This is a genomic window from Streptomyces sp. NPDC017056 (assembly GCF_044332485.1).
Taxonomy (GTDB): Bacteria; Actinomycetota; Actinomycetes; order Streptomycetales; family Streptomycetaceae; genus Streptomyces.
The window spans coordinates 144,926-169,360 of record NZ_JBIRPD010000014.1; the positions used below are offsets into that span (position 1 = coordinate 144,926).

Genomic DNA, 24,435 nt, shown 5'->3' on the forward strand with positions numbered 1-24,435 from the left:
GTGGGGCCGGCCGGTACGCGAGCGCTCGTACCAACCGGCCCCGGGCGGTACGGAGACCGGTGCGGATCGGTCCGTACCTCAGTGGTCCTCAGCGGTTCTCAGGGCTTCTCGGCAGCCGTGACCGCGGTGGTTTCTCAGGTTTGCTCCCAGAGGGACGGCGCGTTCGAGGGCTCCCAGCCCGGCTGCGCCTGGTGGCTCTGCAGGCAGCGGTAGGTGGCACCGCCGTACGTGACCTGGGCGCCCGCCTCGTACACGGTGCCGGCGGACCAGGTGCCGTCGGGCTCGCTCGGGCCGGGGTCCTCGGAGCCGCTCGTGCCGGTCTTCAGCGTGAGGCCGTAGCCCTGGAGCAGCGGGTTGATCGGCTGGTAGAAGGTCGTGCCGCCGGAGCTGCAGTTGCCGGACCCGCCGGAGGTCACGCCCTGGGCCTGGCTGCCGGAGATGAAGGAGCCGCCGGAGTCGCCCGGCTCGGCGCAGACCGAGGTCCTGGTCACGCCGCTGACGGTGCCCTGCGGGTAGGTGACGCTGGTGTTGTGCTGCTGGATCGTGCCGCAGTGCCAGCCGGTCGTGGAACCCGAGCGGCAGATCGAGGAGCCGACCGCCGCCTGGGTGGACCCGGCGACGCGGACGTTCTGGCCGCCCTGCCCCTTGACGTACGGCGTGGAGGTCCAGTTGCCGTTGGCGGCGACCCAGGCCGTGTCACGGCCGGGGAAGGTGGATGCCTGGAAGCTGCCCTGGGCCACCTGGTTGTACCCGGTGGTGGAGGTTCCGGTGCGGCCGCAGTGGCCGGCGGTGGCGAAGCCCTGCTGGGAGCCGCGGGTGATCGCGAAACCGACGGAGCAGCGACCGCCGCCCATGTAGTACGCGTCGCCGCCGCGGATGTCGTAGAGCGGGCGGGGGCGCTCGGCGGTCGCTCCCACGCTCACGAGGCTGCGGTCCACGCCGCTGGCGGCGACGAACGACCTGGCCGACGACGGGTCGGCGGCGCGCAGCTGCACCGTGTTCGTGCGGACGTCCACCGCCCAGGAGGAGGCCGTGGGGGCGGCCCGGTGCGTCGACGCGCGGTCCAGCCCGGCCTTGGCGGCTTCGAGCCGGGCGAGCGTGTTCGGTACGTGCGCGGCGCGGGCGCCCGCGGCGCGGATGGCCTGGAGACGCGTGGCGTCGGTGGTGGCCACGGTGAGCGTGGCGGATTCGGTGCCGCTGACCCAGGCGCCGGCGAACGAGCCGCCCAGCGCGTTCCGGAGGTGGCCGGCGACCGCGCCGGCTTCCGCCTCGTTGGCCAGCCGGCGTTCGGCCTGCGCCCGGTTCAGGCCCAGGTCGCGCTGCATCGCCTGGAACACGGCGTCGGACGTCGAGCCGACGGACAGGGTCTCGGCCGCCGTACGGGGTGCCTGCGGCGTCGTCGAGTCGGCGTGCGCCGCCCCGGAACCGGGCAGCCCGGTCAGGACGAGTGCGCCGACGGCGGCTATGACGGCACACGCGCTGGTTCGGGCGTGTCTGTGGCGCATGGGGGAGGTCTCCTCGGTCTCGGGGGGGGGTGGAGGTGCCGAAACCGTAGGTCCGCGTTCCGTCCCGCGGGAGATGCCAGTTGTCCTTCTGCCCGGTGATATGGATACCTCGGCGGAATCACGGGTAGCCGAGGGCGCCCGGGGGCCCGGGGTCGGCCGTCGAGCGGCGGTCGGCGAGCCAGGCCGTGTAGCTCTCGCTGCGCGCGGCCGCCTCGGCGTGGGCGGCGCGTGCCTGGGCCACGACCTCCTGCGCGGAGTCGGCGGCGGGCGTCCCCGGGTGCCAGCCCACCAGGTGCCGCCAGGTCAGCGGCGTGCCGGCGAGCGGCCTCGTCACCATTCCGGGCGTGGTCGGCAAGGTCGCCCGGCACAGCCCGGCGGCGCGGCCGACCTGGACCAGGTGGATGCAGGACGAGGTGTCCGTCTCGTACACCCGGGCCGGGGTGAAGCCGGCGCGGGCGCAGGCCAGGGTGAAGCAGTCCGCGAAACAGCCGTCCCCCGGCACGTCCGCCCACGCCTCCGCCGCCAGTTCGGCCAGGCCGATCTCGCGCCGGCCGGCCAGCGGGTGGTTCTCGGCGAGCATGACGAAGACCGGATCCACCGCGATCTCCCGCCAGGTGAGCCGTTCGGGCTCCGGCGCCGGGCTCTCGCCGCAGGCACCGATCAGGGCGAAGTCCAGCCGTCCCGCGGCCACCGAGGCGGCGATCTCGCGTTCGGACCAGGTGGTGAACGTGGTCACCGGCACCCCGGGGTAGGTGGTCGCGAGCCGGTCCACCAGCCCGCCCAGCAGCGGGCCGTGGGTGCCGCCGAGCCGGAAGCCCGCCATCCGGTCGCCGGCGTGCCCGAACCGCACGGCTTCCTGCTGGAGTTCGCTGATCGCCGGCAGCACCACGCGCGCGCGGTCGAGCACGAACTCGCCCAGCGCCGTGGCCCGCACCCCGAAGCGGCCGCGCTCGAAGAGGCGGCCTCCCAGGGCACGTTCTATCCGTTTCAGCTGGGCGCTCAGAGCGGGCTGGGCGAGGCCGAGCCGGGCTGCGGCCTTGGTGAGGCTCCCCGCGTCGGCGATCGTCCGGATCGTCTTCAAATGCCGCAGTTCCAGGTCCATCCTGTGAGCTTGGTGCTCCGCCGTGACAGCAGGCAATAGTCCGGTCCGGACCAATGACGGACCGCGTCCGGTTACCCGTCCCGTTCGCCCTCCGCGGACGCGGGCCCCGCACGGGCACCGGGCGGCGCGCTGATGATGACGTACCGGGGCCATCCGTACGAGGATGGTGCCCATGTCCCACACCACTGCTTCCGACAGCGCTCCGCTCCCCCGCCAGGTCGCCGACACCTATGTCGACGCCCTGGTCGACCTGGACCCCATCACCGGTACCTTCCTCGGCGTCGCCGAGAGTTCGGGCCGGCTCCCCGACTTCTCGCCCACCGGCCAGGAAGCGGTGGCCCAACTGGCCCGTACGACGCTGGACCGGCTCGCCGAGGCCGAGCGGCGGCCCGGGGCGGACAGCGAGAGCGAACAGCGCTGCGCCCGGCTGCTGCGGGAGCGGCTGACCGCCGAGCTGGCGGTGCACGAGGCGGGCGAGGGATTGCGCGCGGTGAGCAACCTGGAGTCGCCGCTGCACTCGGTCCGCGAGGTCCTGACCATCACGCCGGTCGACACGGACGACGACTGGGCGGCGCTCGCCCAGCGGCTGCGTGCCGTGCCCGCGGCACTGGAGGGCTACCGCGCCTCGCTGGACGCCGGGCTGAAGCAGAACCTGCCCGCCGGACCGCGCCAGGTCGCCACCGTCATCGGGCAGTTGGACACCTGGATCGGCACGGACCGCAGCTGGTTCGCCGACCTGACCGAGCCGGGCCCGCAGGCGCTGCGCGCCGAGCTGGACGCGGCGGCGTCCGTGGCGACCGGCGCGCTGGTGGAGCTGCGCGACTGGTTCCGCGACCGGTACGCGCCGGAGATCGAGGGCGCGCCCGACGTGGTGGGCCGGGAGCGCTACGCCCTTCGCGCCCGCTTCTACAACGGCACCGACCTCGACCTGGACGAGGCGTACACCTACGGCTGGTCGGAGTTCCACCGGCTGTACGCCGAGATGGCCAAGGAGGCCGAGAAGGTCCTGCCCGGGGCGCGCACCCCGTGGGAGGCGCTGGCCTGGCTGGACGAGAACGGCGAGGCCGTGGTGGGCGTCGAGGAGACCCGCCAGTGGCTCCAGGCGCTGATGGACCAGGCCATCGAGGCGCTGGACGGCACGCACTTCGACCTCGCGGAGCGGGTCAAGCACGTCGAGTCGCGCATCGCGCCGCCCGGCGGCGCCGCGGCGCCGTACTACACGAGCCCCTCGCTGGACTTCTCCCGGCCCGGCCGCACCTGGCTGCCGACCATGGGGAAGACCCGCTTCCCGGCGTACGACCTGGTCTCCACCTGGTACCACGAGGGTGTCCCCGGCCATCACCTCCAGCTGGCGCAGTGGGCGCACGTCGCCGACGACCTCTCGCGCTACCAGACGACGGTGGGCATGGTCAGCGCCAACGCCGAGGGCTGGGCCCTGTACGCGGAGCGGCTGATGGACGAGTTGGGCTTCCTGACCAGCGCCGAGCGCCGGCTCGGGTACCTGGACGCGCAGATGATGCGCGCGGTCCGCGTCATCATCGACATCGGCATGCACCTGGAACTGATTATTCCGGCGGAATCGCCGTTCCACCCGGGTGAGCGCTGGACGCCGGAGCTGGCCCAGGAGTTCCTGGGGCGGCACTGCAGCCGTCCGGCGGACTTCGTCGAGAGCGAGATCATCCGCTACCAGGGCATTCCTGGCCAGGCCATCGGCTACAAGCTGGGCGAGCGCACCTGGCTCGAAGGACGCGAGGCGGCGCGGCAGCGGCACGGCGCGGACTTCGACCTCAAGGCGTGGCACATGGCCGCGCTGTCGCAGGGTTCGCTGGGGCTGGACGATCTGCTGGACGAACTGTCGCGCATCTGAGACGGGGCCGGCGGCCGGGTGCGCGGGGACGGCGCGCCCGGCCACACGCCGTGTCCGGCCGCACGCCGTGTCCGGCCGCACGCCGTGTCCGGCCGCACGCCGTGTCCGGGCGCGCGCCGTGCCCCCGCGTCCCGTCTCATTTCACGGCGCTGTGCACCTCGTACCGCCAGAAAGCACGCAGCCGCCAGAATTCCACCGCCGACATGGAATTCACCGTGTGCCGGTGCAGGCCCGCGGCTTTGGCGGCCGCGTAAGGCGCCCGTGCGATCGCGGCGAAGCATTTGAGCATGGGCCACATGTGGCGGGAGATGTCCTCGGCCCGGACGTCGGAGAATCCGGCTTCGGAGGTCAGGCGTTCCAGCGTTCCGTAAGTGAAACGCTGGAACGACGGCATCGCGGCCCAGGTGTTCAGCTGCCGGAAGAGTTCGGCCGCCGACGGGTGCAGGCGGTCGTCGGATTCCCGGACGTACTCGAACATGACCAGCCGTCCGCCCGGTTTCAGTACGCGGTGGAATTGCCGCAGGGCGGTCTCCGCCTCCGCCGCGTGCACCAGGGTCTCCATCGTGTAGACCGCGTCGAAACTCTCCTCGGGGAAGGCCGGCGCCGCGTAGTCACCGCGGGAGAAGGAGAGCAGGTGGCCGAGCCCCCGGCGGCGGGCCCGGCGCGCTGCCGTGGCGACATGGAAATCGAGCAGGTCCACGCCGTGGATGCGCAGCCCGAAACGGCCCGCCAGGTGACCGGCCACATCGCCCACACCGCAGCCCGCGTCCAGCACGCGCGCGCCGGGCGGCAACGCGAGCGTCTTCCCCATCTTGTCCTCCATACGGCGCAGCGCCTTCGACCACAGCCACGGGGAATCATCCGCGCGGTAATAGCCGAAGTGCTTGGTGCCGTTGAGGAACAGGGGATATCCCAGCCGGGATCCCGGATGCCGGTAATACCCGCTGACCTCGCGTTCGTTGCCCACATCCGGAACCATGCCAGCCGGAGCCTCGCCGGCGCACTGTTTCGGCGCCGGAATCCCCCATCCGTGTCGGCCGTGCCGGGACTACGCCGGCCATTCGGGCAAGGGCATGGGCAGGTTCCGGTGCAGCCTGACCAGAGCGGCGCGCTGGGTGTCACCCGGGCTCGCAGGGCCGGGCAGGGCGTCGAGAAGCAGGCAATGAGAGTGCGCCACATTGGCGGCGTGTCCGGTGAGCACTGCCAAGGGGGCGGCGTACCGGCGGAAATGATGGACGGCCCAGCGCAGTTCGGGACCGAGTGCGGCGCGGAAGCACGGGCTGTCGTCCACACCGCGCCCCTTGGCCACCAGTGCCGCCACGTCGTCCGTCACCTGCGCGGGAGGAGCCTCGCCGCGGGCGAATGCCTCCGCGGTCGCCACGGTGGCGTGCTGCATCCCGGCGTAGAGGGACGCCTTGTCCGCGGTCGTCCAAGCTCCCCAGTAGAACCCGAATCCGGGGTCGTGGGCGATCACGTGCAACTCGGCGTAGGCAAGCACGGCTTCACAGGAGGGGGCAGGGCCGGGCTCGGGGGCCGTCTGGGCGATGATCGCGTCGCGCAGCCGGGCCGGCACACTGTGGGGGATGACGCGCGACCACGCTTCGGCGAGGTCGGCGTGTACGTGGGGAAGGCGCTGCACGCGCTCCAGCAGGTGGAGGCGGCGGGCGCGTTCCGCGTCGTCCACCGCCTCGTCCAGGGCGCGCAGCGCCGCTTCCCGCCAGCGCAGGCACAGGATTCCGCGGGTCGCGGCGGACAGTTCGGCAGAGATCAGTCCGCTGAGCGACAGCTCGCCGCTGACCACCCGGGCGATACCGGCGATCGGCACTTCCAGGGCACGGAGCTGCCTGATCAGCCGTAGGCGTTCCAGCGCCGCGGGGCCGTATCGGCGGTGCCCGCCCGGGCTGCGGTCGCTCTGCGGCAGCAGCCCGATGTCGGAGTAGTAGCGGATGGTCTTGACGGGCAGCTGCGTACGGGACGCCAGATCACCAACACTGAATGTGGCGGAAGTCACAATCTCTTGAACCTCCAGTGCGCTGGAGCCCCTAACGTACGAAGCGCCTCTCCAGCGACTCAACCGGAGAACTGGCCAGGTTCGTCTGGATCGAGGCTCCTCGAACGCCGGCAAGCGCCACGGTGTCCATTGATTCCAGGAGGAGCGATGAGAAGAGACAAGGAGAGGTGGATACTCGCCTTCGACGCATCGTGCGAGACGTGTCAGGTGGTGTCCGAAGCCGTCGTGCGGGCCTGCGCCGGCAAACTCGAAGTGCTGCCGCTGAACCACCCCGACGTACGGGAATGGCGCCGCCGGGCGCTGGGCGAGACGGCGCCCTGGGCCCCGACGCTGCTCCGTACCCAGGGCGACCGGGTACGCGCTTGGACCAAGGCGGCCATGAGCGTGCCGCTGGCCCGCCGGCTGGGCCCGCGCTCCACGGTGACGGTCCTGCAGGCCCTGGGGCAGCTGCGGCACCAGTACAACGGACATCCGCTGGAAACCAAGACCTTGGGCCGTAAGCAGTTCCTGCGCGTGGGTGCCGGAGCGGCCGTGGCCGCAGGGCTGGTGCTCACCGGCCGGGCCCCGGCCTTCGCCGAACAGGCCGGCGCCTGGGCGGAGCAGAACACGGACCGGCTCCCCAGGACGTACGCGGAGCTCATCGCCTACCCCATGACCTATCGGCGGGCCATCTACGCGCGCCTGACGCCGGAGGAAGCGAGCCGGATCTGGCAGGAGCACCTGAAGCACTACCGCAGCGGCCGCCCCGGCCTGACGGGGGAACAGGCCAGGGTGCTCGACCAGCTCACCGCCGAGGTCGCCGGCGCGTCGGCCTTCGCCCGCAGGGCCACGCCGTACCAGCCTCCGCTGCACCTCAAGAAGGCCACGGTCTCGGCCTTCGGCCAGGAAGAGACCCGGGCACTGGTCTCCACGCTGGGGCCGACGGACACCACCACGAAAGGCGCGGCCAGTCCGTTCAGCGGGTGCACCTGCCACATAGAAGACGGGTGCAGCATCGGCTACCACTGCCGTGGCGGCAACTGCCAGACCTCGTCCAGCGGCTGCGGATGGTGGTGGGCGCAGACCTGCGACGGGCTCTGCTACGACTGAGCCGTACGGCACCGCCAGTGGCACGGGGCGGGACGGCGGCCGCCCCGTGCCACGGCACACTCCCCCGGCAAAACCCTTGATCCGCCGGGGATTCCACTGCTAGACACCTCCCATGACCGGCTATTCCCCTGACGCCACCGACTGGCGCATCCTCGACGTCCTGCAGCGCGACGGCCGCGCGGGTTACGCCGAACTGGCCCGCGCGGTGGGCATGTCCGCGAGCGCGGTGACCGAACGGGTACGGCGCCTGGAGGAGGCCGGGGTGATATCCGGATACGCCGCGGTGGTCGACCCGGAAGGCATCGGCCTGTCCGTACTGGCCTTCGTGCGGCTGCGCTACCCGAGCGGCGACTACAAGCCGTTCCACGACCTCCTGGACGGCACGCCCGAGATCCTGGAGGCGCATCACGTCACGGGCGACGACTGCTTCGTCTTGAAGGTCGTCGCCCGCTCGATGAAGCACCTGGAGGAGGTGTCGGGACGGGTGGGCGCCCTGGGCGCGGTGACGACCAGCGTCGTGTACTCCTCGCCGCTCCCCCGGCGGCCGATCAGCGCCTGAGGGCGCCCCGGTCAGCCGTGCCACACCCCGGTCACGGCGGTGGCCCTGACGTAGTCGGCGAAGTCGCGGGGTTCGCGGCCCAGAGCCTGCTGGACGCCGTCGGCGAGCTGGGCGAAGCGGTTCTCGCGGATCCAGCCGAAGAGCAGGTTCAGCAGGTCGGTGAACTCATCCGGCAGGCCGCGCCGCGCGGCGTGCTCCGCGAAATCGGCCGGTGAGACGGGACGGTAGGTGAGGTCCCGGCCGGTGGCACGGGCGATCTCGCCGGTCACGTCGGCCAGGCTCAGCAGCCGCGGTCCGGACAGTTCGTAGGCCCGTCCGGCGTGGCCGTTCTCGGTGAGGGCGGCCACGGCGACGTCGGCGATGTCGTCGGCGTCGACGAACGGTTCGAGGCCGCCCCCGGCCGGCAGTACGACCTCGCCTTCGACGAGCTGCCGGCGGAAGAAGGACTCCTCGCTGAAGTTCTGCGCGAACCAGGCCGGTTTCAGGAGCGTCCACTCCGCGCCGGACTCCCGCACCGCACGCTCGCAGGGCAGCTTCTCCTCACCGTCGGGCACCACCCAGTCGCGGTGCGACAACAGCACCAGCCGCTCGACACCGCCGGCCGCGGCGAGCTTGCCGAAGGCGCTCAGCGGGGTCGCGGCGTCGCTGCGCAGGGAATCGACCAGGTAGGCCGCGCCGACACCGTCGAGCACGGGCTCCCAGGTGTTCTCGTCGTCCCAGTCGAAGCGGGCCGGCCCCTTGCGGGAGGCCGCCCGCACCTCGTGTCCGCGCTCCCGGAGGCGGGAGACCACGCGGCGTCCCGTCTTGCCCGTACCGCCGAGGACCAAAATCGGTTTCGTCGTCATGTGATCAGTCAACCGGGGGCGGTTGAGCCGGAGAATGGCCGATCCGCTCACTTCGATGTCTCAGCGTCTAAACTCGCCGCATGGACCCTCTGGCGAGCCTTCTGTACGAGGTGAGATCCAACGGCGCCTTGTTCAGCCGGAACATCGTGGCCCCGCCCTGGTCGGTCCGCTTCGCCGACGGGACGCCGCTGACCGTCGTCACCATGCTGCGCGGCGCCGGCTGGGTCGTCCCCGGCGGTGACACCGCGCCCGTCGCGCTCGGCCCCGGCGACGTGGCCATCGTGACCGGGGCGGAACCGTTCTCCGTCGCCGACGACGCCGGCGCGGAAGAGCCGCCGCTCTACGTGGTGCACCCCGACCGGTGTACGGCGGCCGACGGCGAGGACGTCAGCGGCGACGTCATCCTGGGCCCGCGCACCTGCGGGAACCGCCCGGACGGCGAGACCGTGCTGCTCACCGGCAGCTACCAGGTCGGCGGCCGGGTCTCCGAACGGCTGCTGAGCGCACTCCCCCGGGTCCTCGTGGTGCGCGACGACGGCAAGCCGGGACCGATCCTGGACCTCGCCGCCATGGAGATCAGCCGGGACGCTCCGGGGCAGCAGGCCGTCCTGGACCGGCTCCTGGACCTGTTGCTGCTGTGCACGCTGCGGGAGTGGTTCGCCCGTCCGGAGGCCGATCCGCCCGGCTGGTACCGGGCGCTCGGCGACCCCGTCGCGGGCCGGGCGCTGCAACTGATCCACGACCGGCCCGCGCGCCCGTGGACGGTGTCCGCCCTTGCCGAGGAGACCGGCGTGTCACGAGCCACCTTCGCCCGCCGCTTCGGCGAACTGGTCGGCCGGCCGCCGATGGCCTACCTGACCGACTGGCGCCTGGCCTTGGCGGCCGACCTGCTGTCGCGCACCGAGGCCACCGTGGAGTCGATCGCCCGGCAGGTCGGCTACCAGAGCGCTTTCGGGCTGAGCGTGGCCTTCAAACGCGTCTACGGAATCCGCCCCAGCCGGCACCGGGAGCGGAAGCCGGACGCCACGGCGGTTGACCCTGACGCAGGGGCAGCCTCTCAGCATGGCCGGCATGACAACGAGAACGAGCGCGAACAACGCCGCCGGACCGCGCATGCCGTACCGCGGTAACGACGGCATACGGGTCGGCGGCGGCGACGGGACGGTGCGGCACTTCACGGTCCGCCACGGCGGCGTCACGATCCCGGTGTCCCGCGGCGGCCGGGGACGGCCGCTGGTCCTCTGCCCCGGGCTGAGCTCGACACAGGCCGATCTGCACGAGCTGGCCGGGCTGCTCCGGCGCGAGTACGACGTGGTGACCTTCGACCTCAGAGGCCATGGCCTGGCCTCGGCCACCGGCCCGTACTCCTTCGACGCGTTCTTGAGCGATCTCGCCGCCGTGCTGACGGAGTCGGAACGTCTCGGACCGGCCTCGGCGCCCGTGCTCGTGGGCTACTCGCTGGGAGCGGACCTGGCGGTGCACTACGCCGCCGGACGTCCCGACGCGGTCGCCGGGCTCGTCCTCGTCGACGGGGCGAACCCGTTGCCCGAACCGTTCATCACCGACGCCGACCGGGCGGGGTTCCGCGCGATGTGGGAGGAATCGGCGGCGCAGCAAGCTGCCGCGCCGGACCGGGGCGCGGCGCACCGGGTCGTGCTCACCGCTCAGGAGATCTTCGACCTGAACATCGAGGTCGACGAGGTGCGGTCCGGACTCCTCGCCCGGTACCGGGCGATCGGCTGCCCCATCAGCATGATCATGTCGACCTCGGTCGCGGGCGGCGGCACCGCGGGGCGGGTGCCGCGGCACAACCGGCTCTGGCGTGCCGGGGTCGAGCGGCTCGTCCGCGAGCGGCCGCAGGTCGCCGTGTCCCGGCTCGACGCCGATCACCGGCTGGTCTTCACCCACGCCCCGGAGATCGCCCGGATCATCCGGGGAGCACACCCCCCGGCCGACGGGCCGGCTTCTTGAACCACCGGGAGGAGACCGGTCCGATGCTGACCATCGGCGAGCTGGCGTCGTACGCCGGAGTCACGGTGCGCGCGGTGCGGCACTACCACGCCAAGGGGCTGCTGCCGGAGCCGGAGCGGGACCGTTCCGGCTACCGGAGGTACGGCGCCGGCGCCGTGGTCGAGCTGATCAGGATCCGGACCCTCGCCGGGGCCGGGGTACCGCTGGCACGCGTACGGGAGCTGCTCCAGGCCGGCGAGGAACAGTTCGCCGCCGCGGTCGCGAACATCGACGAGCAGCTGCGGGCGGAGATCCGGGAGCGGCAGCGCCACCGCGAGCGGATCGCCCGCCTCGCCTCCGGGGACAGCCTGGCGCTGCCCCCGGAGGTGGTCGGGTTCCTCGGCCGGCTGCGGGAGCTGGGGGTCGACGAGCGCGTCGTCCGGATCGAACGTGACGGCTGGATCCCGCTGGCCGCGCGCTGCCCCGGGCGGGTCGCGGAGTGGGTGGCGCGCAAACAGGAGCAGCTCGCCGACCCGCAGCTCGTCGACTTCTACCAGACGTTGGGCCGGGCACTCGACTGCGCCGAGGACGATCCGCAGCTGGTCGGGCTGGCCGACGAACTGGCCGCCTACGTGAGCCGGTTGGCCGAGGAGCGGGGCGAGGACTATGTCGACGACGCCGACATCGAGCTTCCGTTCGTCGAGCTGATGGACAGGCTGGCGTTCGACACCGCGCCGCCGGCCCGCCGCCTGGCCGGGCTCCTGAGGGAACGCGGCTGGACCGGCTGGACCAGGCTGCGGCGCGTGGTCAGTCCGGTACCCGGTGGCGTACGGACGAGCCCGCGCGGTCCTTGACGACCTCCAGGCGGGCCGGGATGCGCTGTCTCAGGTCCGCTACGTGGCTGACGATGCCGACGCTGCGGTCCCGTTCGCGCAGCGAGTCCAGTACGTCCAGCACCTCGTCCAGTGTCTGTTCGTCCAGGCTGCCGAATCCCTCGTCGATGAAGAGGGTGTCCAGGCGGGTGCCGCCCGCCTCGTCGGTGACGACGTCGGCGAGGCCGAGGGCCAGCGCCAGCGAGGCGAAGAACGTCTCGCCGCCGGAGAGGCTGGCGGTGTCCCGCTCGTGTCCGGTCCAGGCGTCGATGACGTGCAGGCCCAGGCCGGAGCGGCGGGCGCCGCCGGCCCGTTCGTCGGAGTGCACCAGCGTGTACCGGCCGGAGGACATGCGGTGCAGGCGCGAGCTGGCGGCGGCCGCGACCTGTTCGAGCCGGGCGGCGAGGACGTAGGACTCCAGGCGCATCCGCCGTTCGTTCTCCGCCGACGTGCCGGCGGCGAGCGAGGCCAGGCGGGCGACCCGTTCGTACTCGGTGCGCAGCGGGGCCAGCCGGCGGGCGTCGGCGTGGGCCTGGGCGCCGAGCCGGTCGAGTTCGGCGCAGCGTTCCTCGGCGGCCGCGTGTGCCGCGCCCGCGGTGCGCAGCCTGCGGCCCGCGTGCTCCAGCTCCGCGTGCGCCCGGCCCGGTTCGGCGGGTGGCAGGTTCGCCGCCGCGATCCCCTCCGGGTCGGCCAACTCTGCTTCCACGGCGGCGGTTTCGGCCTGGTAGCGGTCGACTTGCTGTTGCAGTTCGCGCCAGTCGGCGTCGCTCAGCAGCGCGTCCGACGCGTCGCGCGGGGTGTCGAATCCGGCGCGGTAGGCGGCGTCGGACAGGTGCGCGTCGGCCTCCTTGAGCCGCTCGGCGCACGCCTCGGCGGTACGGGCCGCGGCGGCGGCGTCGGCCAGCAGCGCGACCTGCCGGTCCAGGCGCCGCGCACGGTCGGCGACGCTCGCGCAGTCACCGCGCGCCTCCGACAACTCGGTTTCCAGTGCGGCGAGTTCGCGGTCGAGAGCCTCACGGTGGGAGGTGCGCGCGGCAGCCCGGCGCTCGGCCTCCTGTTGTTCGGCGCGGCGGCGTTCGTGCTCCCGCTCGGCGCGCGACAACGCCTCCCGTGCGGCGTGCAGTCCGGCGCCCGCGGCCCGCTCGCGCGCATAGTCTTCGCGCAACTCCTCGTAAGCGAGGGCGAGTTCGGTGACGGGCGTGTCCCCTGCCGTGGCGGTCGCGGCGGCCAGCTCCTCTTTCAGGGGCTGGCGGGCGCGCTCCGCTTCCTCGCGTACGGCCTCGGCCTGCCGGTAGGCATCCAGCGCCGCTTCCTCGGTCCTGCGGTCCACGTGCCCGGCTTCGGTACGGGCCGGGGCGGGGTGCTCGGTGGCGCCGCACACCGCGCACGCCGCGCCGTCCTCCAGCCCTGCGGCGAGTTCGGCGGCGATGCCGCGCAGGCGGCGGTCCTTGAGGTCGAGCCAGTGTTCACGGGCTGCCGCCGAGCGTTCCCTGGCGTGCAGCGCCTCCTCGTCGGCGGCGCGCACGTCGCTCCCGAGGCGGTCGCGCCGCCGCGCGGCCTCCAGCCGCTGCCGGGCCGGATCGAGCTGCGCGTGGAGCTGTTCAGCGCGGGCCGCGGCCTCCTGGGCGGCCTCGATGCGCCGCTGGTGTTCCTGGTGGGCCGGCTCCCAGTCCGCGAGCCAGGCAGCCGCGTCCACCAGTGTCTGTTCGTCGGCGCGCGCCTCGCGTTCGATCCCGGCGCGCTCCCGGCCGATGTCGGCGGCGCGGCTCTCCGCGCGGCGGGCCGCGGTCAGCGAGCCGAGGTCCTGCCGCAGCTCGCGTTCGAGCGCGGCGAGCCGTTCGGCGTCCGCGCCCGCGAGGTCGGGCGGCAGTTGGGACCGGCCGTGCCGTTCGGCGGCCTGTGCCGTCTCGTGCTCGCGCCAGGCGGCGTCGCGCAGCGCCAGCGCCGGGGCGACCTCGGAAGCCGCGCGGGCCCGCGCCAGCCGGTCGCGGGCACGGTCCCGCTCGCCGGACTGCTCCGCCAGCTCCGCCGCGCGCCGCCGCGCGTCGGCGTACCGCCGCTGGAGGCGGTCGCGTTCACGTTCCTCGTCCGCCCGCGTCCGGGCGGCGGCCTCCGCCGCCTCGGCAGAGCGTACGGCGAGCCGGGCGATGTCGTACCGCTCGCGCGCGCTGGACCGCGCCACCGCCGCCCGTACCAGTACGGCTTCGGCGAAGCCCGGCTCACCGGGGCTCGGCGCCTCGACCGCCTGCGCGGTGGCCGACGCGCCTGTTCCCCGCCCGTACTGCCCTGGTACGAGCGCGGTGACGGTCGCCGTGCCCTGGGAGGCCGCGCCCGTACCGGCAGCCCGTGCCGCCCGTCCCGCGCCGCCACGGCGGCCCGCTGCCGGAGTCACCGCTTCGGGTGCGCGCCCCGGCGCGGGGACCGACGGATCGGCGAGGTCGGCCGGCTCCCCCGCCGCCTGGTCCATGCGGTGGGCGAGCGCCAGCAGCCGGTCGTCACCGGCGGCGACCCGGTCGGCGGCCGCCTTGCGGCGGGTGGCGAGCTGCTCTTCGAGGGCGGCGAACCGGCGGGTGTCGAAGAGCCGCCCCAGCAGGCGGGCGCGGGCCTCGGCGTCGGCGCGCAGGAAGCGCGCGAAGTCCCCCTGCGGCAGCAGGACGACCTGGCAGAACTGCTCCTTGCTCATGCCGAGGAGCTGGCCGATCTCCTCGCCGATCTCCTGGTGGGACCGGCTCAGCGCCTTCCAGTGGCCCCGGCCGTCCCCGGTGCCGCCGCCGGCCTCGCCGTCACCGGTCACGTACTCCCGCAGCCGGCTCTGGGCCTTCTCCCGGGTCGTGCCGATGCCGCGCTTCTTCGGGCGGGGCTGTTCCGGCAGCCTGGTGATCTCCAGCCGGCGCCCGCCCACGGTCAGTTCGAGGACCACTTCGGTGGGCGTCAGCGGGTCGGCGAGGTCGCTGCGCAGCGCCTGCCCGCTCTGCCGAGTGCCCGGTACGGACCCGTACAGCGCGAAGCAGACCGCGTCCAGGACGGAGGTCTTGCCCGCGCCGGTCGGCCCGTGGAGGAGAAAGAGACCGGCCTGCGAGAGCCGGTCGAAGTCGATGGTCTGGGTACGGCCGAACGGCCCGAAGGCCGTGACCGACAGCCGGTGCAGCCTCACCGCGCCACCTCTCCGAGGGCGTCGCCCGCCCGTACGTCGTCGATCGCGGAGCGCAGCACGGCCCGCTCCTCCTCGTCCACGGCGCGCCCGGTCCGTACGTGCTCCACGAAGTCCTCGGCGATCTCCTGGTCGCTGCGGCCGCGCAGCCGCTGGGCGTACGAGGCCAGCGAGCGGCCGGCGCCCTCCTCGGGCTCGAAGGCGAGGCTAAGGACGTGCGGGAAGCGCTTGGCCAGCCGGGCCATCGGCTCGTGCGGGCGGGCGGTGTCGGTCAGCGTCGCCTCCACCCACGCCTCCTCGTGGACGGCCAGCGCCGGGTCGGCCAGCAGATCGTCCAGTTTGCCCCGGATCCGGGCCAGCGCCCGTGGCACCGGACAGTCCAGGCGCTCGGCGGTCACCGCGCCCGCGGCGTCCAGGTCGACGAGCCACATGGACTTGCGGTGCCGTTCCTCGGAGAAGGAGTAGGCGAGCGGCGAGCCGGAGTAGCGGACCCGGTCGGTGATCGTCTGGCAGCCGTGCAGGTGTCCGAGGGCGACGTAGTCGACTCCGTCGAAGACGGAAGCGGGTACGGACTCCACGCCACCGACCGTGATGTCGCGCTCACTGTCGCTGGGCGCGCCGCCGGTGACGAAGGCGTGCGCGAGGACCACCGAGCGGGTGCCCGCCGGGCGGCCGGCGAGATCGTCGCGCACCCGGTCCATGGCCGCGCCCAGCACCTGCGCGTGGTCGGCCCGCGCGGCCCCGAACTCCTCCTTGACCAGGGCCGGTTCGAGGTACGGGAGCCCGTACAGGGCGACCTCGCCGTGCGCGTCGCGCAGCACGACCGGGGTGGCGCAGGCCGCCGGATCGGTCCGCAGGTGGATGCCCGCCTGCCGCATCAGCCCCGAGCCGACGCCGAGCCGGCGGGCGGAGTCGTGGTTGCCGGAGATCATGACGGTGGGCACGCCCAGCTCCGCGAGGCGGTGCAGGGCGTCGTCGAAGAGCCCCACGGCGGCGAGCGGCGGTACGGCCCGGTCGTAGACGTCGCCCGCGACGAGGACCGCGTCCACGTCGTGCGTCCGGACCGCCCCGACGAGGTGATCGAGGAAGGCGCGCTGCGCGTCGAGCAGGTTCACCCGGTGGAACGAGCGGCCGAGGTGCCAGTCGGAGGTGTGCAGAAATCTCAAGAGACCGCCTCGACCTGCACTTTTATACTCCTCCGCTCCTTGCGCGCACCGGGCCTCGCCGACCGCCGCACTGCGCACCGGCCACGCCGGCACCGCCGGGCACCGCGCCCCTCACCGACCTCAGTCTGCCATCCGCACCGGGACGGCCCCGAAGCACGCGGCAAGCCGGCCCGGCCGTGTGACGCGCCTCACTACGGCGAAGCGCCCGCCCCCGGAGGGCCGGAGCGCCCGTCCGGCTACGGCTGGTGGAACTTCACCTCCGGGTACCGGGCCGAAGGCCCGTTCAGCAGGGCGCTGTCCTTTCCGCGCAGATGCTTGTCGACGAATGCGGTCACATAGGCGCGGGTGATGGCGTCGCAGCGGTCGCCGTCGAGGGGCTGGAACGGGATGCCGATTTTCTTCGTCAGCGCTGCCAGGTCGGTGAGCGAGAGGTGCTCCGTGCCGTCGACGCTCAGCCAGCGCTTCCACCCGGTCAGCTCTTTCCAGGTGTCGCCCCAGGAGGGGTCGGGGCCGCCGGGTACGTGGTCGGAAGCGCCCAGCATCAGCACCGGCCGGTTCACAGGGATGTCGTTCGGGAAGTGGAAATTGCCGTCCATGTTGACGCCGGCTTTGATGCGCGGGTCCCGCAGCATGGCCGGGATGATGCTGAAACCGCCGGCGGAATGCCCGACCATCGCGATACGGCCGGTGTCGAGGAGTTTCCCGCCCCGCCACGCCGGGTTCTGCTTCGTGAGTTCGTCCAGCACGAAGGAGACGTCCTGGGCGCGGACGGCGCCGACCTTGGGCCAGTCCCTGCCCTTGCACGCGGCGCAGGGCGTCGTGTGCCCGTCGGGGAAGGTGGTGCCGTTGGCCTCGTAGTTGTGGCCGACGGCGGCGACCGCGTAGCCGCGTCCGGCCAGTTCCTCGGCGAGCCCGGTCAAGGTGGCGCGCGGCATCCCGAAGCCGGGCGACACCACGACCAGGGGGAGCTTGCCGGGCCGCCCGGCCGGTTCGGCGTCCACGGTCGCGTGGGTGCCCACGGTGCCCAGAATCTCCGGCGGCACCTTCACGGGGCTGGTCTCCAGAAATTCTTTCAGGTATTCCCTGGATTCGGCTGCGGTCATGTACGGCGCGGGGGTTTTCGAGGGCCGTACGGCGGGATACCAGAGGGAGACCATCAGTTCCCGGTTCTCCCCGGGCACCCACGGGTCGGCGCGCTTCGTGTCCTTCAAGTGCACCGTGGCCATGCCGATCGGATGCTTGCCGCCGGGCACGGGCAGGGCCGGCCCGGATTCCGCCGACTGCTGGGACGAAACGTCCGGCGGGCTCGGCGGTACGTTTACCGCGTGCGCGGTGGCGGTGGCGGAAACACAGACCGTGGCGGCCAAGGCCATGGCTGCTGCCGCAGTGGGCAGAAATCTGTGGCGCATCGATCTGTACCGTACCGAGTTGTACCGTATCGAACTGTGCCGTATCGACATGCGGCGCATCGGCTTCCTTCCGTAGAGGTTCCGTCGGTGACGTGCCGACGGAAATCTACGGACCCGGCGCCATAGTCGTCATCACTCTCTGGCGCTATGTCCCGTGCCTCTGCGGAGTGACGCCGTGCGCGGGAAAGGCGCCGGTCCGCGGACCGGCGCCTTAGGTCAGCCGCCTTGGTCAGCCGCCTTGGTCAGTCGTACGACCGCGGAACGCGTCAGGTCTTCGACGTCTGCTGCCCCTGCTTCGCGGCCTTGGCCGTGATGTCGACCGTCTCCTTCGCCGGGGGCGCGGTGACGTTCACGTCCGTGCCGAAGTCGGTGAACTTCAAGGTGGTGGTGACGGCGGCCCGCGCGCCGCTGTTGCCCTGCTGCCCGGTCCGGGGCTTGACCGAGACCTTCTCCTGGCGGAGCCGGCCCTGCTCGTCCAGCCAGATGTCGAGCGGCAGCCGGTCGCCGAGCTGCTTCTTGAGCTGCTCGGCCTGCCGGCTGTTGCCCTTGGCCAGCTCGGCCACGTCGACGGACACCTTGTAGTGCGTGGTGGCCGCACCGTCGATGGTCTCGGTGCCCACCTTGGTGACGTCCTTGTCGCCGATGCCCTTGATGTAGTTGAACGAGGCCGCCGGGTCCTCGTACTGCGAGCTCTGGCCGGACTGCGCCGCCAGCTTCTCCAGGTCCACCTTCAGCCACGACTTGCCTTGCGGCAGCTGTTGCCGCTGCTGGGCGGGCGGCTGCTGGTAGAGAACGCCGTCCACCATGCGCTGGCGGACCTGCTGGTTGCCGGAGAGCAGCGTCATATCGCTGCTGCCCTTCGCCAGGTCCACCAGGCCGGAGCCGCGGACCGTCGCGTTGGCACCGCCGCTCTGGGCCACGGTGGTGAGCGTCATCCTGGCGGTCTTGGCCTCGGTGGTCTTCTGGTGCGCGGCCCGCACCGCCTGCGGCCCGGTCGGCGCCGCGGGGGCGCTGCCCTTCTGGTCCGGTGTCTTGCCGGACGCCTTGTCGTCCGCACCGCCGCACCCGGCGACGGTGGCCAGGGACAGCGTCCCGGCTGCCGCCACCGCTAAGAGACGCGGACGTGTTCTCACTGTACTCACTGTGACCTCCTGGGCGAAATGCCGGACAGTCCCCCGCACGTCATGCACATGCGGGTGCCCCGCAATACGCGGATGAATCACCCAAGACGGCCACCCGCCGCCCCCGGAACGCCACTTGACGGCACCACCAGCGCCGCGCCGTTGATGTTCGACGCGTTACTGCTGCGCCTTGGTGAGGTCACGGACGACGAATATCGCGGCCAACGCCGCGCCTACGACGGCCGCGTCGGCCACCAGGAGCAGTTGCACGTTCTCGTAGGCGCGCGCGATGACGTTGTCCGTAGAACTCGTGTACATCAAACCCACCCCGCTCACCATCCCGGCGAGCCACAGGCCCCACCACCAGTTCACGGAACGCGGCAGCCGCTCCCCGGGGGCGCTCGCACGGTGGACGTCCGCGACGATTCCGCGGGGCACCCACAGGTTCGCGACAGGCACGATCCACCCCGCGTAGACCCACGGCCAGGCATAGCGCGGCGGCCGCCCGGAGAGGGCGCGGGCGTTGTCCCGGACGCGCGACAGCCAGACCAGGAAGGTGATCGCGCAGAGCACCGTGACCCCGTCTCCCAGGGTGCTGACGACGTGGTAAGCGTCCTCCAGCGCGGTCGGCGGACGGTGCCGGCCGTCGCCCTGGTCCGGCAGTCCGTAAGCCGGCAACCCGGCGGCGGAGAGCCTGACTTGCCACAGCGCCCGGGCCACCCAGGCGGCACCGGCGAGGGCGAGGGCGGCCACGGCGCAGCGGGCCGCCGTGCGGACCGGGCGCAGGGCGGACGGCGCTACGAGATCGTTCACCCGGTCATTGTTTCTCACGGCAGGCCGCGTATGCCAAACACGGCCACCGCGCCAAGACCGCCGGCCGGGCGGACGCGCGCGGTCATTGCGCGTCCTCGGCCGACATCGCGCACCGGCTCGCGGATCCTGCGTCCGCCGCGACGACCGAGTACTGGGCTGCCTGGATCTCGTAGAGAGAACGGTAGTGGCCGCCGTCGAGGGCCATGAGTTCCGGATGGGTGCCCTGCTCGATGAGCCGGCCGGCGTCGAGGACGTAGATGAGGTCGGCGGTGGCGGTGGCGGCGAGCCGGTGGGTGATCAGGAGGACCGTGATACCCCGGTCGGTGAGGTCGCGCAGGGCCTGGAACGTCTCGATCTCGGCCTTGGGGTCGAGCGCGGACGTCGGCTCGTCCACGACCATCAGCGGGGCCTCGCGGTAGCGGGCGCGGGCGCCGCCCAGGCGCTGCCACTGCCCGCCGGACAGCTCGGTGCCGCGCTCGAAGCCCTTGACGACCAGGCTGTCCCAGCCGTGCGGCAGGGAGGTGACGACGTCCGTGGCGTCCGCGCCGTCGGCGGCCCGTTCCACGCGCCGCTGGTCGAGCCGCCGATCGCTGCGGCCGATGTGGACGTTGGCGCGGGCCGTCATGGGCCAGTGCGGGAAGTCCTGCGCCAGCAGCGCCACTTGGTCGAAGACGGTTTCGCGGTCGGCCTCGCGTACCTCGGTGCCGTTCCACAGCAGCCGCCCGCCGGTGGGCAGGTAGAGGCCGGCGACGAGCTTGGCGAGGGTGGACTTGCCGGAGCCGTTCTCCCCGACCAGGGCGACGACGGTGCCCCGGGGAATGGTCAGGTCCACCTCGTGCAGGGCCGGAGCGGCGGCCCCCGAGTAGGTGAAGGAGACCCGTTCCAGGCGGACCTCCTCCAGCGGCCCCTTCAGCGGTACGCCGCCTTCGGGGATGGCGTGCCGCCGGGCGGTGGTGCAGGCGTCCTCCCAGTCCTTGAGGTACATGGCTTCCTCGTAGAGCCGGTTGAACTGCATGACCAGCGACATCAGGCTGGCGCTGGACGACCGTACGGCGATCACGGCGGTACCGGCCACGGCCAGCGGCATGCCGCCGCCGGCCAGCAGCAGCCACAGCACTCCGTAGGCGCCCAGCGCTGCCAGTCCCGATCCCATCGAGGCGACGGTCTGCGTCGCGGCCTCGGCGCGGGACAGCCGCTGCTGTTCGCGCTCCATCGTCCTGGACATGTCGGCGTACGCGTCGACCAGCAGCCGGCCGGCGCCGTGCACCCGGATCTCGGCGGCGCACGCCTGGTCGGTGAGCTTCTGGGTGATCACGGAGATGGCGCGGCGGTGCTCGATCCAGGTGTGCCTGGACTCGTACTGGCGGCGGGCCGAGAGCACGGCTCCCCACCCCTTGGGCGCGGCGACCAGGAACAGCATCAGCACGAGCAGCGGGTGCAACAGGAGCAGCACGCCCGCGGCGGCGACCAGGCCGATCAGCGCGTTGAGGACCAGGATGGAGGAGCCGAGCATCATACGGATGGAGTCGGTGCCGAACCGGCCCGCGTCCAGGGCCCGGTGGACCTGCTGGTCCTCCAGGGCGGCGAGTTCGACGCGGATCACTCCCCGGTAGAAACGGGCCGTGCAGACGCGCTCGACCTTCGGCTCCAACTGCCCGGAGGCCGCGGTGGACACCGCGGACAGGAGGGAGGACAGCACCGCGACGACCGCCATGGCCGTGAGGGCGGGCAGCGCCTGGCTCAGCCGTGCGGGCGTGGGCCCGGCGGCGAACAGCGCCAGCAGCACCTGGTTGGTGGCCACCAGGGTGAAGGCGCGCATGAAGCCCTGGCCGATCTCCGCGCCGAGCAGCGCCACCAGCGCGGTGCGGTCCTCACGCCAGGCGCCCTTGGCCACGGCGCTCATCATGGCGGGGAACTGGCGGGCCATCGCCCACAGCTTCATCCGCAGTATCGGCATCTCGTGGCGGGTGAACGACAGGTCGTAGCGCAAGGCGCCGCCGAACAGCACCCGCTCGCTCTCGGACACCGGCAACTTGGGGCGTGGCCCGGCGCGGCGGCTCCTCATCGGGTCCCCGGCCCCGTGGCGGCGGGCACCGGCCGGGCCCGCGCCGGACACGGGCAGGCCCGCGCGGAGCGTACGGACACCGGGGCGGAACCGGTCGGTTTCCTTGCGGCATTCCTCATGATGTCTCCCTTGGCTGGTTTCGTCCTGCCCCGTGCTTGCCCCGTCCGGTTCGCCCCCGCACCCCGGCGCCCGGGCCCGGCCGTCCCGGCCGCCCCCACCCGCCACGCCCGGCCCAGGCCACACCGGGTAATACGATTTCCGCCACAGCCGGTCTCCACCAACGACTTACGGGGGTTCGTTTCACGTGTTCGGAATCGTCAGGCCCTGCACCCATCGCCTGTCCCAAGGACTCAAGGCGGAATGGATGGCGCACCTGTGCGGCCTGTGCCTCGCCCTGCGCGGCGACCACGGGCAGTTCGCCCGGGTCGTCACCAATTACGATGGCTTGATCGTGTCGGTCCTGACGGACGCGCAGACCGGCCGGCTGGCGGCCCGGCGCCGCACCGCCGGCCCCTGCCCGCTGCGCGGCATGCGGACCGCTTCGGTGGCGAAGGGGGAAGGCGCACGGCTCGCCGCCTCGGTCTCGCTCGTCCTCGCCTCGGCGAAGATCCGGGACCACGTCGCCGACCGGAACGGGCTGCTGCGCCGCCGGCCCGTGGCCGCCGCCGCGCGCAAGGTCGCAGCGGGCTGGGACCGGGCCGGAGCGCGGACCGGCGCTGCGCTCGGGTTCGACACGTCCGTACTCGTCGACGCGGTCGACCGGCAGGTGGGCATCGAGCAACTGGCGGGCCCCGGCACGCCGTTGACCGTCATCACCGAACCGACCGAGACGGCGACCGCCGCCGCCTTCGCGCACACCGCGGCCATCGCCGGCCGGCCGGGCAACGCCGCGCCGCTGGCCGAGGCGGGCCGGCTCTTCGGCCGCCTGGCCCACCTCCTGGACGCCGTGGAAGACCGCGCGGCAGACGCCGCCGAGGGTGCCTGGAACCCGCTCACCGCCACCGGCGCCGACCTCGCGCAGGCCCGCCGGCTGTGCGACGACGCACTGCGCGGCATCCGTCTCGCGCTGCGCGACGTCGAGTTCACCGACTCGGCTCTGGTGCACACCCTGCTCGTGCACGAGCTGCGGCGGTCGGTGGACCGCGCCTTCGGTACGGGTTCGTGCTCCCACCAGGGGCACGAGGCGGGGCCGTACGGCGGCCAGGCAGGGAACCCGTACGGCAACGGGTACGGGCAGCCGCAGCCCCACCCCTCGGCCCCTCAGTACGGCCAGACACCGGCCGGCGGCCCGTACGCCCACGGCCCGCAGCACCTGAACGGGCCGCAGAACCCCTACGCGGGCGGGCCCGTACCGCCCGGCGGCCACGGCGGCTCGGGCAGTTCGGGCGGTTCGGGGGGCTGGGGCGGCTCGGGCGGTTCGGGGGGCTGGGGCGGCGGGCCGGGGAACGGCGGGATGCCGGACCTGATCCCCCGGCCGCCGAAGAAGCCCCGCGGCTTCCTGGCCGGTTGCGCAGTCGCCATCGGGCTGTGCTGCACCTGCCAGCTGTGCTGTGCGAAGGAGTACGAAGGCCCGTGGTCGCGCAAGAAGCACGAGGGCTGCTGCCGGGACTGCGACTGCTGCGACAGCTGCGAGGGCTGTGACTGCTGCCCGGACTGCTGCTGCTGCGACGGATGCTGCGACTGCTGACCCGGCGGACGGGCCCTGGCCCGGTTCCTCGTGCTGGCGCACGTGTCCTCGTGTAAGGGACCCTCGCTTACGGCCCTTCACGTACGGGACCTCCGCTTACGCGGACCTTCACGTACGGGCCTTCTGGTACGAGCCGGCGGGTGTGGGTAGTCAGGAAGCCATGGCCAACGCATATGAGACTCGTACGCCCGGGATCCTGCCCCCGCTGCGGTCGGTCCCCCTGAGCGGAAGAGGGCCGGAGGACGTGGTCGTGGACGCGGCCGGGCGGGTGCTGACCGGGGTCGAGGACGGCCGGATCCTGCGACTGGACGCGTTCGGTGCGGGCGGCAGCGGTGGCGGCGACGCCGGCGGGCCGGCGGCCGAGGTGATTGCCCACACCGGCGGCCGGCCGCTCGGACTGGAACCGCTGCCCGACGGCGGCGTCCTGGTGTGCGACGCGCAGCGCGGGCTGCTGCGCGTCGACCCGTCCGACGGCTCGGTGCGAACGGTCGCCGACACGGTCGAAGGCGCCCCGCTGCGCTTCTGCAGCAACGTCACGGCAGCGACCGACGGCACGCTGTACTTCAGCGTCTCCAGCCGCCGCTACCCCCTGGAGCACTGGCTCGGCGACATCATCGAGCACTCCGGCACGGGCCGGCTGATCCGGATGCGCCCCGGCAGCACACCCGAGGTGCTCCTGGACGGCCTGCAGTTCGCCAACGGTGTCGCACTGGCGGCGGACGAATCGTTCGTCACCGTCGCGGAGACCGGCTCCCGCCGGCTGACCCGCCTGTGGCTGGCCGGCTCACGCGCCGGCGAACGCGACGTACTGGCCGACGATCTGCCCGGCTACCCCGACAACATGTCACGCGGGCCCGGCGGCCTGTTCTGGGTCGCGCTGGCCGGCCCGCGCTCCACCGCCCTGGAACGGCTCCAGCGCGCGCACCCGGCGCTCCGCAGCGCCGCCTGGCGCGTGGCCCGGCACATCCGGCCGCGCCCGGCCCCGGTCGCCGGCGTCCTGGCGGTCGACGCGGCAGGCCGCGTCGTCCACTCGCTGCGCCGCCGCACCCCGCACTACCGCATGGTGACCAGCGTCTTCGAACACGAAGGACGACTGGTACTGGGCAGCCTGCACGAAAGCGCTCTGGCCGTGTGCGAATTGCCGCCTGCGTCACGTGGTTGAACCCGTGTGAGACGGGCACCCGGGAGGCATCCAGGTCCCCACGGGCGTCAGAAACAACAGT

At 72.8% G+C, this 24,435-nt stretch carries 20 protein-coding genes; 9 read left to right on the forward strand and 11 right to left on the reverse strand.

Annotation, left to right across the window (positions count from 1 at the left end; translation table 11 throughout):
• Positions 1 to 134: 134 nt before the first annotated feature.
• Both ACH4OW_RS25565 and ACH4OW_RS25570 read right to left on the reverse strand, forming a co-directional pair.
• Entirely contained in the window at positions 135 to 1,505 is a 1,371-nt protein-coding gene (locus ACH4OW_RS25565) for a carbohydrate-binding protein (protein ID WP_398030180.1), read from the reverse strand.
• A 118-nt stretch (positions 1,506 to 1,623) separates the two neighbouring features.
• The gene (locus ACH4OW_RS25570) at positions 1,624 to 2,607 is read right to left on the reverse strand and encodes a LysR family transcriptional regulator (protein WP_398030181.1); all 984 of its coding nucleotides are present in this window, start codon (positions 2,605 to 2,607) and stop codon (positions 1,624 to 1,626) included.
• Between the two features lie 172 nt (positions 2,608 to 2,779).
• On the opposite strand from ACH4OW_RS25570, the gene ACH4OW_RS25575 reads away from it, so the two are divergent.
• Entirely contained in the window at positions 2,780 to 4,474 is a 1,695-nt protein-coding gene (locus tag ACH4OW_RS25575; protein ID WP_398030182.1) for a DUF885 domain-containing protein, read from the forward strand.
• Between the two features lie 136 nt (positions 4,475 to 4,610).
• On the opposite strand, the gene ACH4OW_RS25580 is transcribed toward ACH4OW_RS25575, so the two are convergent.
• Together ACH4OW_RS25580 and ACH4OW_RS25585 are read right to left on the reverse strand one after the other, a co-directional pair.
• Entirely contained in the window at positions 4,611 to 5,441 is an 831-nt protein-coding gene (locus ACH4OW_RS25580; protein ID WP_398030183.1) for a class I SAM-dependent methyltransferase, read from the reverse strand.
• A gap of 81 nt (positions 5,442 to 5,522) precedes the next feature.
• Positions 5,523 to 6,485 (reverse strand): MerR family transcriptional regulator, encoded by a 963-nt coding sequence (locus ACH4OW_RS25585; protein ID WP_398030184.1) that lies wholly within the window; start codon positions 6,483 to 6,485, stop codon positions 5,523 to 5,525.
• Between the two features lie 147 nt (positions 6,486 to 6,632).
• On the opposite strand from ACH4OW_RS25585, the gene ACH4OW_RS25590 reads away from it, so the two are divergent.
• Both ACH4OW_RS25590 and ACH4OW_RS25595 read left to right on the forward strand, forming a co-directional pair.
• On the forward strand, positions 6,633 to 7,574 hold the full coding sequence (locus tag ACH4OW_RS25590) for a bacteriocin fulvocin C-related protein (RefSeq protein ID WP_398030185.1): 942 nt from the start codon (positions 6,633 to 6,635) through the stop codon (positions 7,572 to 7,574).
• Between the two features lie 112 nt (positions 7,575 to 7,686).
• Positions 7,687 to 8,133 carry an Lrp/AsnC family transcriptional regulator gene (locus ACH4OW_RS25595; RefSeq protein WP_360128915.1) on the forward strand — a complete coding sequence of 149 codons (447 nt, stop codon included), beginning with the start codon at positions 7,687 to 7,689 and terminating at the stop codon, positions 8,131 to 8,133.
• An 11-nt stretch (positions 8,134 to 8,144) separates the two neighbouring features.
• On the opposite strand, the gene ACH4OW_RS25600 is transcribed toward ACH4OW_RS25595, so the two are convergent.
• Complete coding sequence (locus ACH4OW_RS25600) at positions 8,145 to 8,978, reverse strand: NAD-dependent epimerase/dehydratase family protein (protein WP_398030186.1); 834 nt, start codon at positions 8,976 to 8,978, stop codon at positions 8,145 to 8,147.
• Between the two features lie 80 nt (positions 8,979 to 9,058).
• Here ACH4OW_RS25600 and ACH4OW_RS25605 point away from each other — a divergent pair, with 80 nt between their 5' ends.
• From ACH4OW_RS25605 to ACH4OW_RS25615, 3 genes are read left to right on the forward strand one after another with little or no spacing between them, the layout of a single operon-like run.
• Positions 9,059 to 10,108, forward strand: coding sequence for an AraC family transcriptional regulator (locus ACH4OW_RS25605; protein WP_398030187.1), 1,050 nt, complete (start codon positions 9,059 to 9,061; stop codon positions 10,106 to 10,108).
• Positions 10,050 to 10,949: an alpha/beta fold hydrolase gene (locus tag ACH4OW_RS25610; protein WP_398030188.1), complete on the forward strand. Its 900-nt coding sequence runs from the start codon at positions 10,050 to 10,052 to the stop codon at positions 10,947 to 10,949. Before ACH4OW_RS25605 ends, ACH4OW_RS25610 begins: the two co-directional genes overlap by 59 nt.
• 23 nt (positions 10,950 to 10,972) lie before the next feature.
• A complete protein-coding gene (locus tag ACH4OW_RS25615; RefSeq protein ID WP_398030189.1) occupies positions 10,973 to 11,782 on the forward strand; it encodes a MerR family transcriptional regulator in 810 nt (269 codons plus the stop codon).
• Here the strand turns inward: ACH4OW_RS25615 and ACH4OW_RS25620 are convergent.
• The 3 genes from ACH4OW_RS25620 to ACH4OW_RS25630 all read right to left on the reverse strand — a co-directional run bounded on the left by ACH4OW_RS25620 (position 11,736) and on the right by ACH4OW_RS25630 (position 17,343).
• The gene (locus ACH4OW_RS25620; protein WP_398030190.1) at positions 11,736 to 14,954 is read right to left on the reverse strand and encodes an AAA family ATPase; all 3,219 of its coding nucleotides are present in this window, start codon (positions 14,952 to 14,954) and stop codon (positions 11,736 to 11,738) included. The genes ACH4OW_RS25615 and ACH4OW_RS25620 overlap by 47 nt on opposite strands.
• Positions 14,951 to 16,117, reverse strand: coding sequence for an exonuclease SbcCD subunit D (locus tag ACH4OW_RS25625; RefSeq protein ID WP_398030191.1), 1,167 nt, complete (start codon positions 16,115 to 16,117; stop codon positions 14,951 to 14,953). Before ACH4OW_RS25625 ends, ACH4OW_RS25620 begins: the two co-directional genes overlap by 4 nt.
• A gap of 236 nt (positions 16,118 to 16,353) precedes the next feature.
• Positions 16,354 to 17,343 carry an alpha/beta hydrolase gene (locus tag ACH4OW_RS25630; protein ID WP_360128894.1) on the reverse strand — a complete coding sequence of 330 codons (990 nt, stop codon included), beginning with the start codon at positions 17,341 to 17,343 and terminating at the stop codon, positions 16,354 to 16,356.
• On the opposite strand from ACH4OW_RS25630, the gene ACH4OW_RS25635 reads away from it, so the two are divergent.
• Complete coding sequence (locus tag ACH4OW_RS25635; RefSeq protein ID WP_398030192.1) at positions 17,336 to 17,602, forward strand: hypothetical protein; 267 nt, start codon at positions 17,336 to 17,338, stop codon at positions 17,600 to 17,602. The genes ACH4OW_RS25630 and ACH4OW_RS25635 overlap by 8 nt on opposite strands.
• A 190-nt stretch (positions 17,603 to 17,792) precedes the next feature.
• Here ACH4OW_RS25635 and ACH4OW_RS25640 read toward each other — a convergent pair whose 3' ends face one another.
• The 3 genes from ACH4OW_RS25640 to ACH4OW_RS25650 all read right to left on the reverse strand — a co-directional run bounded on the left by ACH4OW_RS25640 (position 17,793) and on the right by ACH4OW_RS25650 (position 21,486).
• Positions 17,793 to 18,659 carry an LppX_LprAFG lipoprotein gene (locus ACH4OW_RS25640; protein ID WP_398030193.1) on the reverse strand — a complete coding sequence of 289 codons (867 nt, stop codon included), beginning with the start codon at positions 18,657 to 18,659 and terminating at the stop codon, positions 17,793 to 17,795.
• A 165-nt stretch (positions 18,660 to 18,824) separates the two neighbouring features.
• On the reverse strand, positions 18,825 to 19,460 hold the full coding sequence (locus ACH4OW_RS25645) for a DUF4328 domain-containing protein (RefSeq protein WP_398030194.1): 636 nt from the start codon (positions 19,458 to 19,460) through the stop codon (positions 18,825 to 18,827).
• Between the two features lie 82 nt (positions 19,461 to 19,542).
• Positions 19,543 to 21,486, reverse strand: coding sequence for an ABC transporter ATP-binding protein (locus ACH4OW_RS25650; RefSeq protein ID WP_398030195.1), 1,944 nt, complete (start codon positions 21,484 to 21,486; stop codon positions 19,543 to 19,545).
• Between the two features lie 343 nt (positions 21,487 to 21,829).
• Between ACH4OW_RS25650 and ACH4OW_RS25655 the strand changes: the two genes are divergently transcribed.
• Positions 21,830 to 23,212, forward strand: coding sequence for a DUF5685 family protein (locus ACH4OW_RS25655; protein ID WP_398030196.1), 1,383 nt, complete (start codon positions 21,830 to 21,832; stop codon positions 23,210 to 23,212).
• Between the two features lie 160 nt (positions 23,213 to 23,372).
• Positions 23,373 to 24,374: an SMP-30/gluconolactonase/LRE family protein gene (locus tag ACH4OW_RS25660; protein WP_398030197.1), complete on the forward strand. Its 1,002-nt coding sequence runs from the start codon at positions 23,373 to 23,375 to the stop codon at positions 24,372 to 24,374.
• Positions 24,375 to 24,435: the final 61 nt, after the last annotated feature.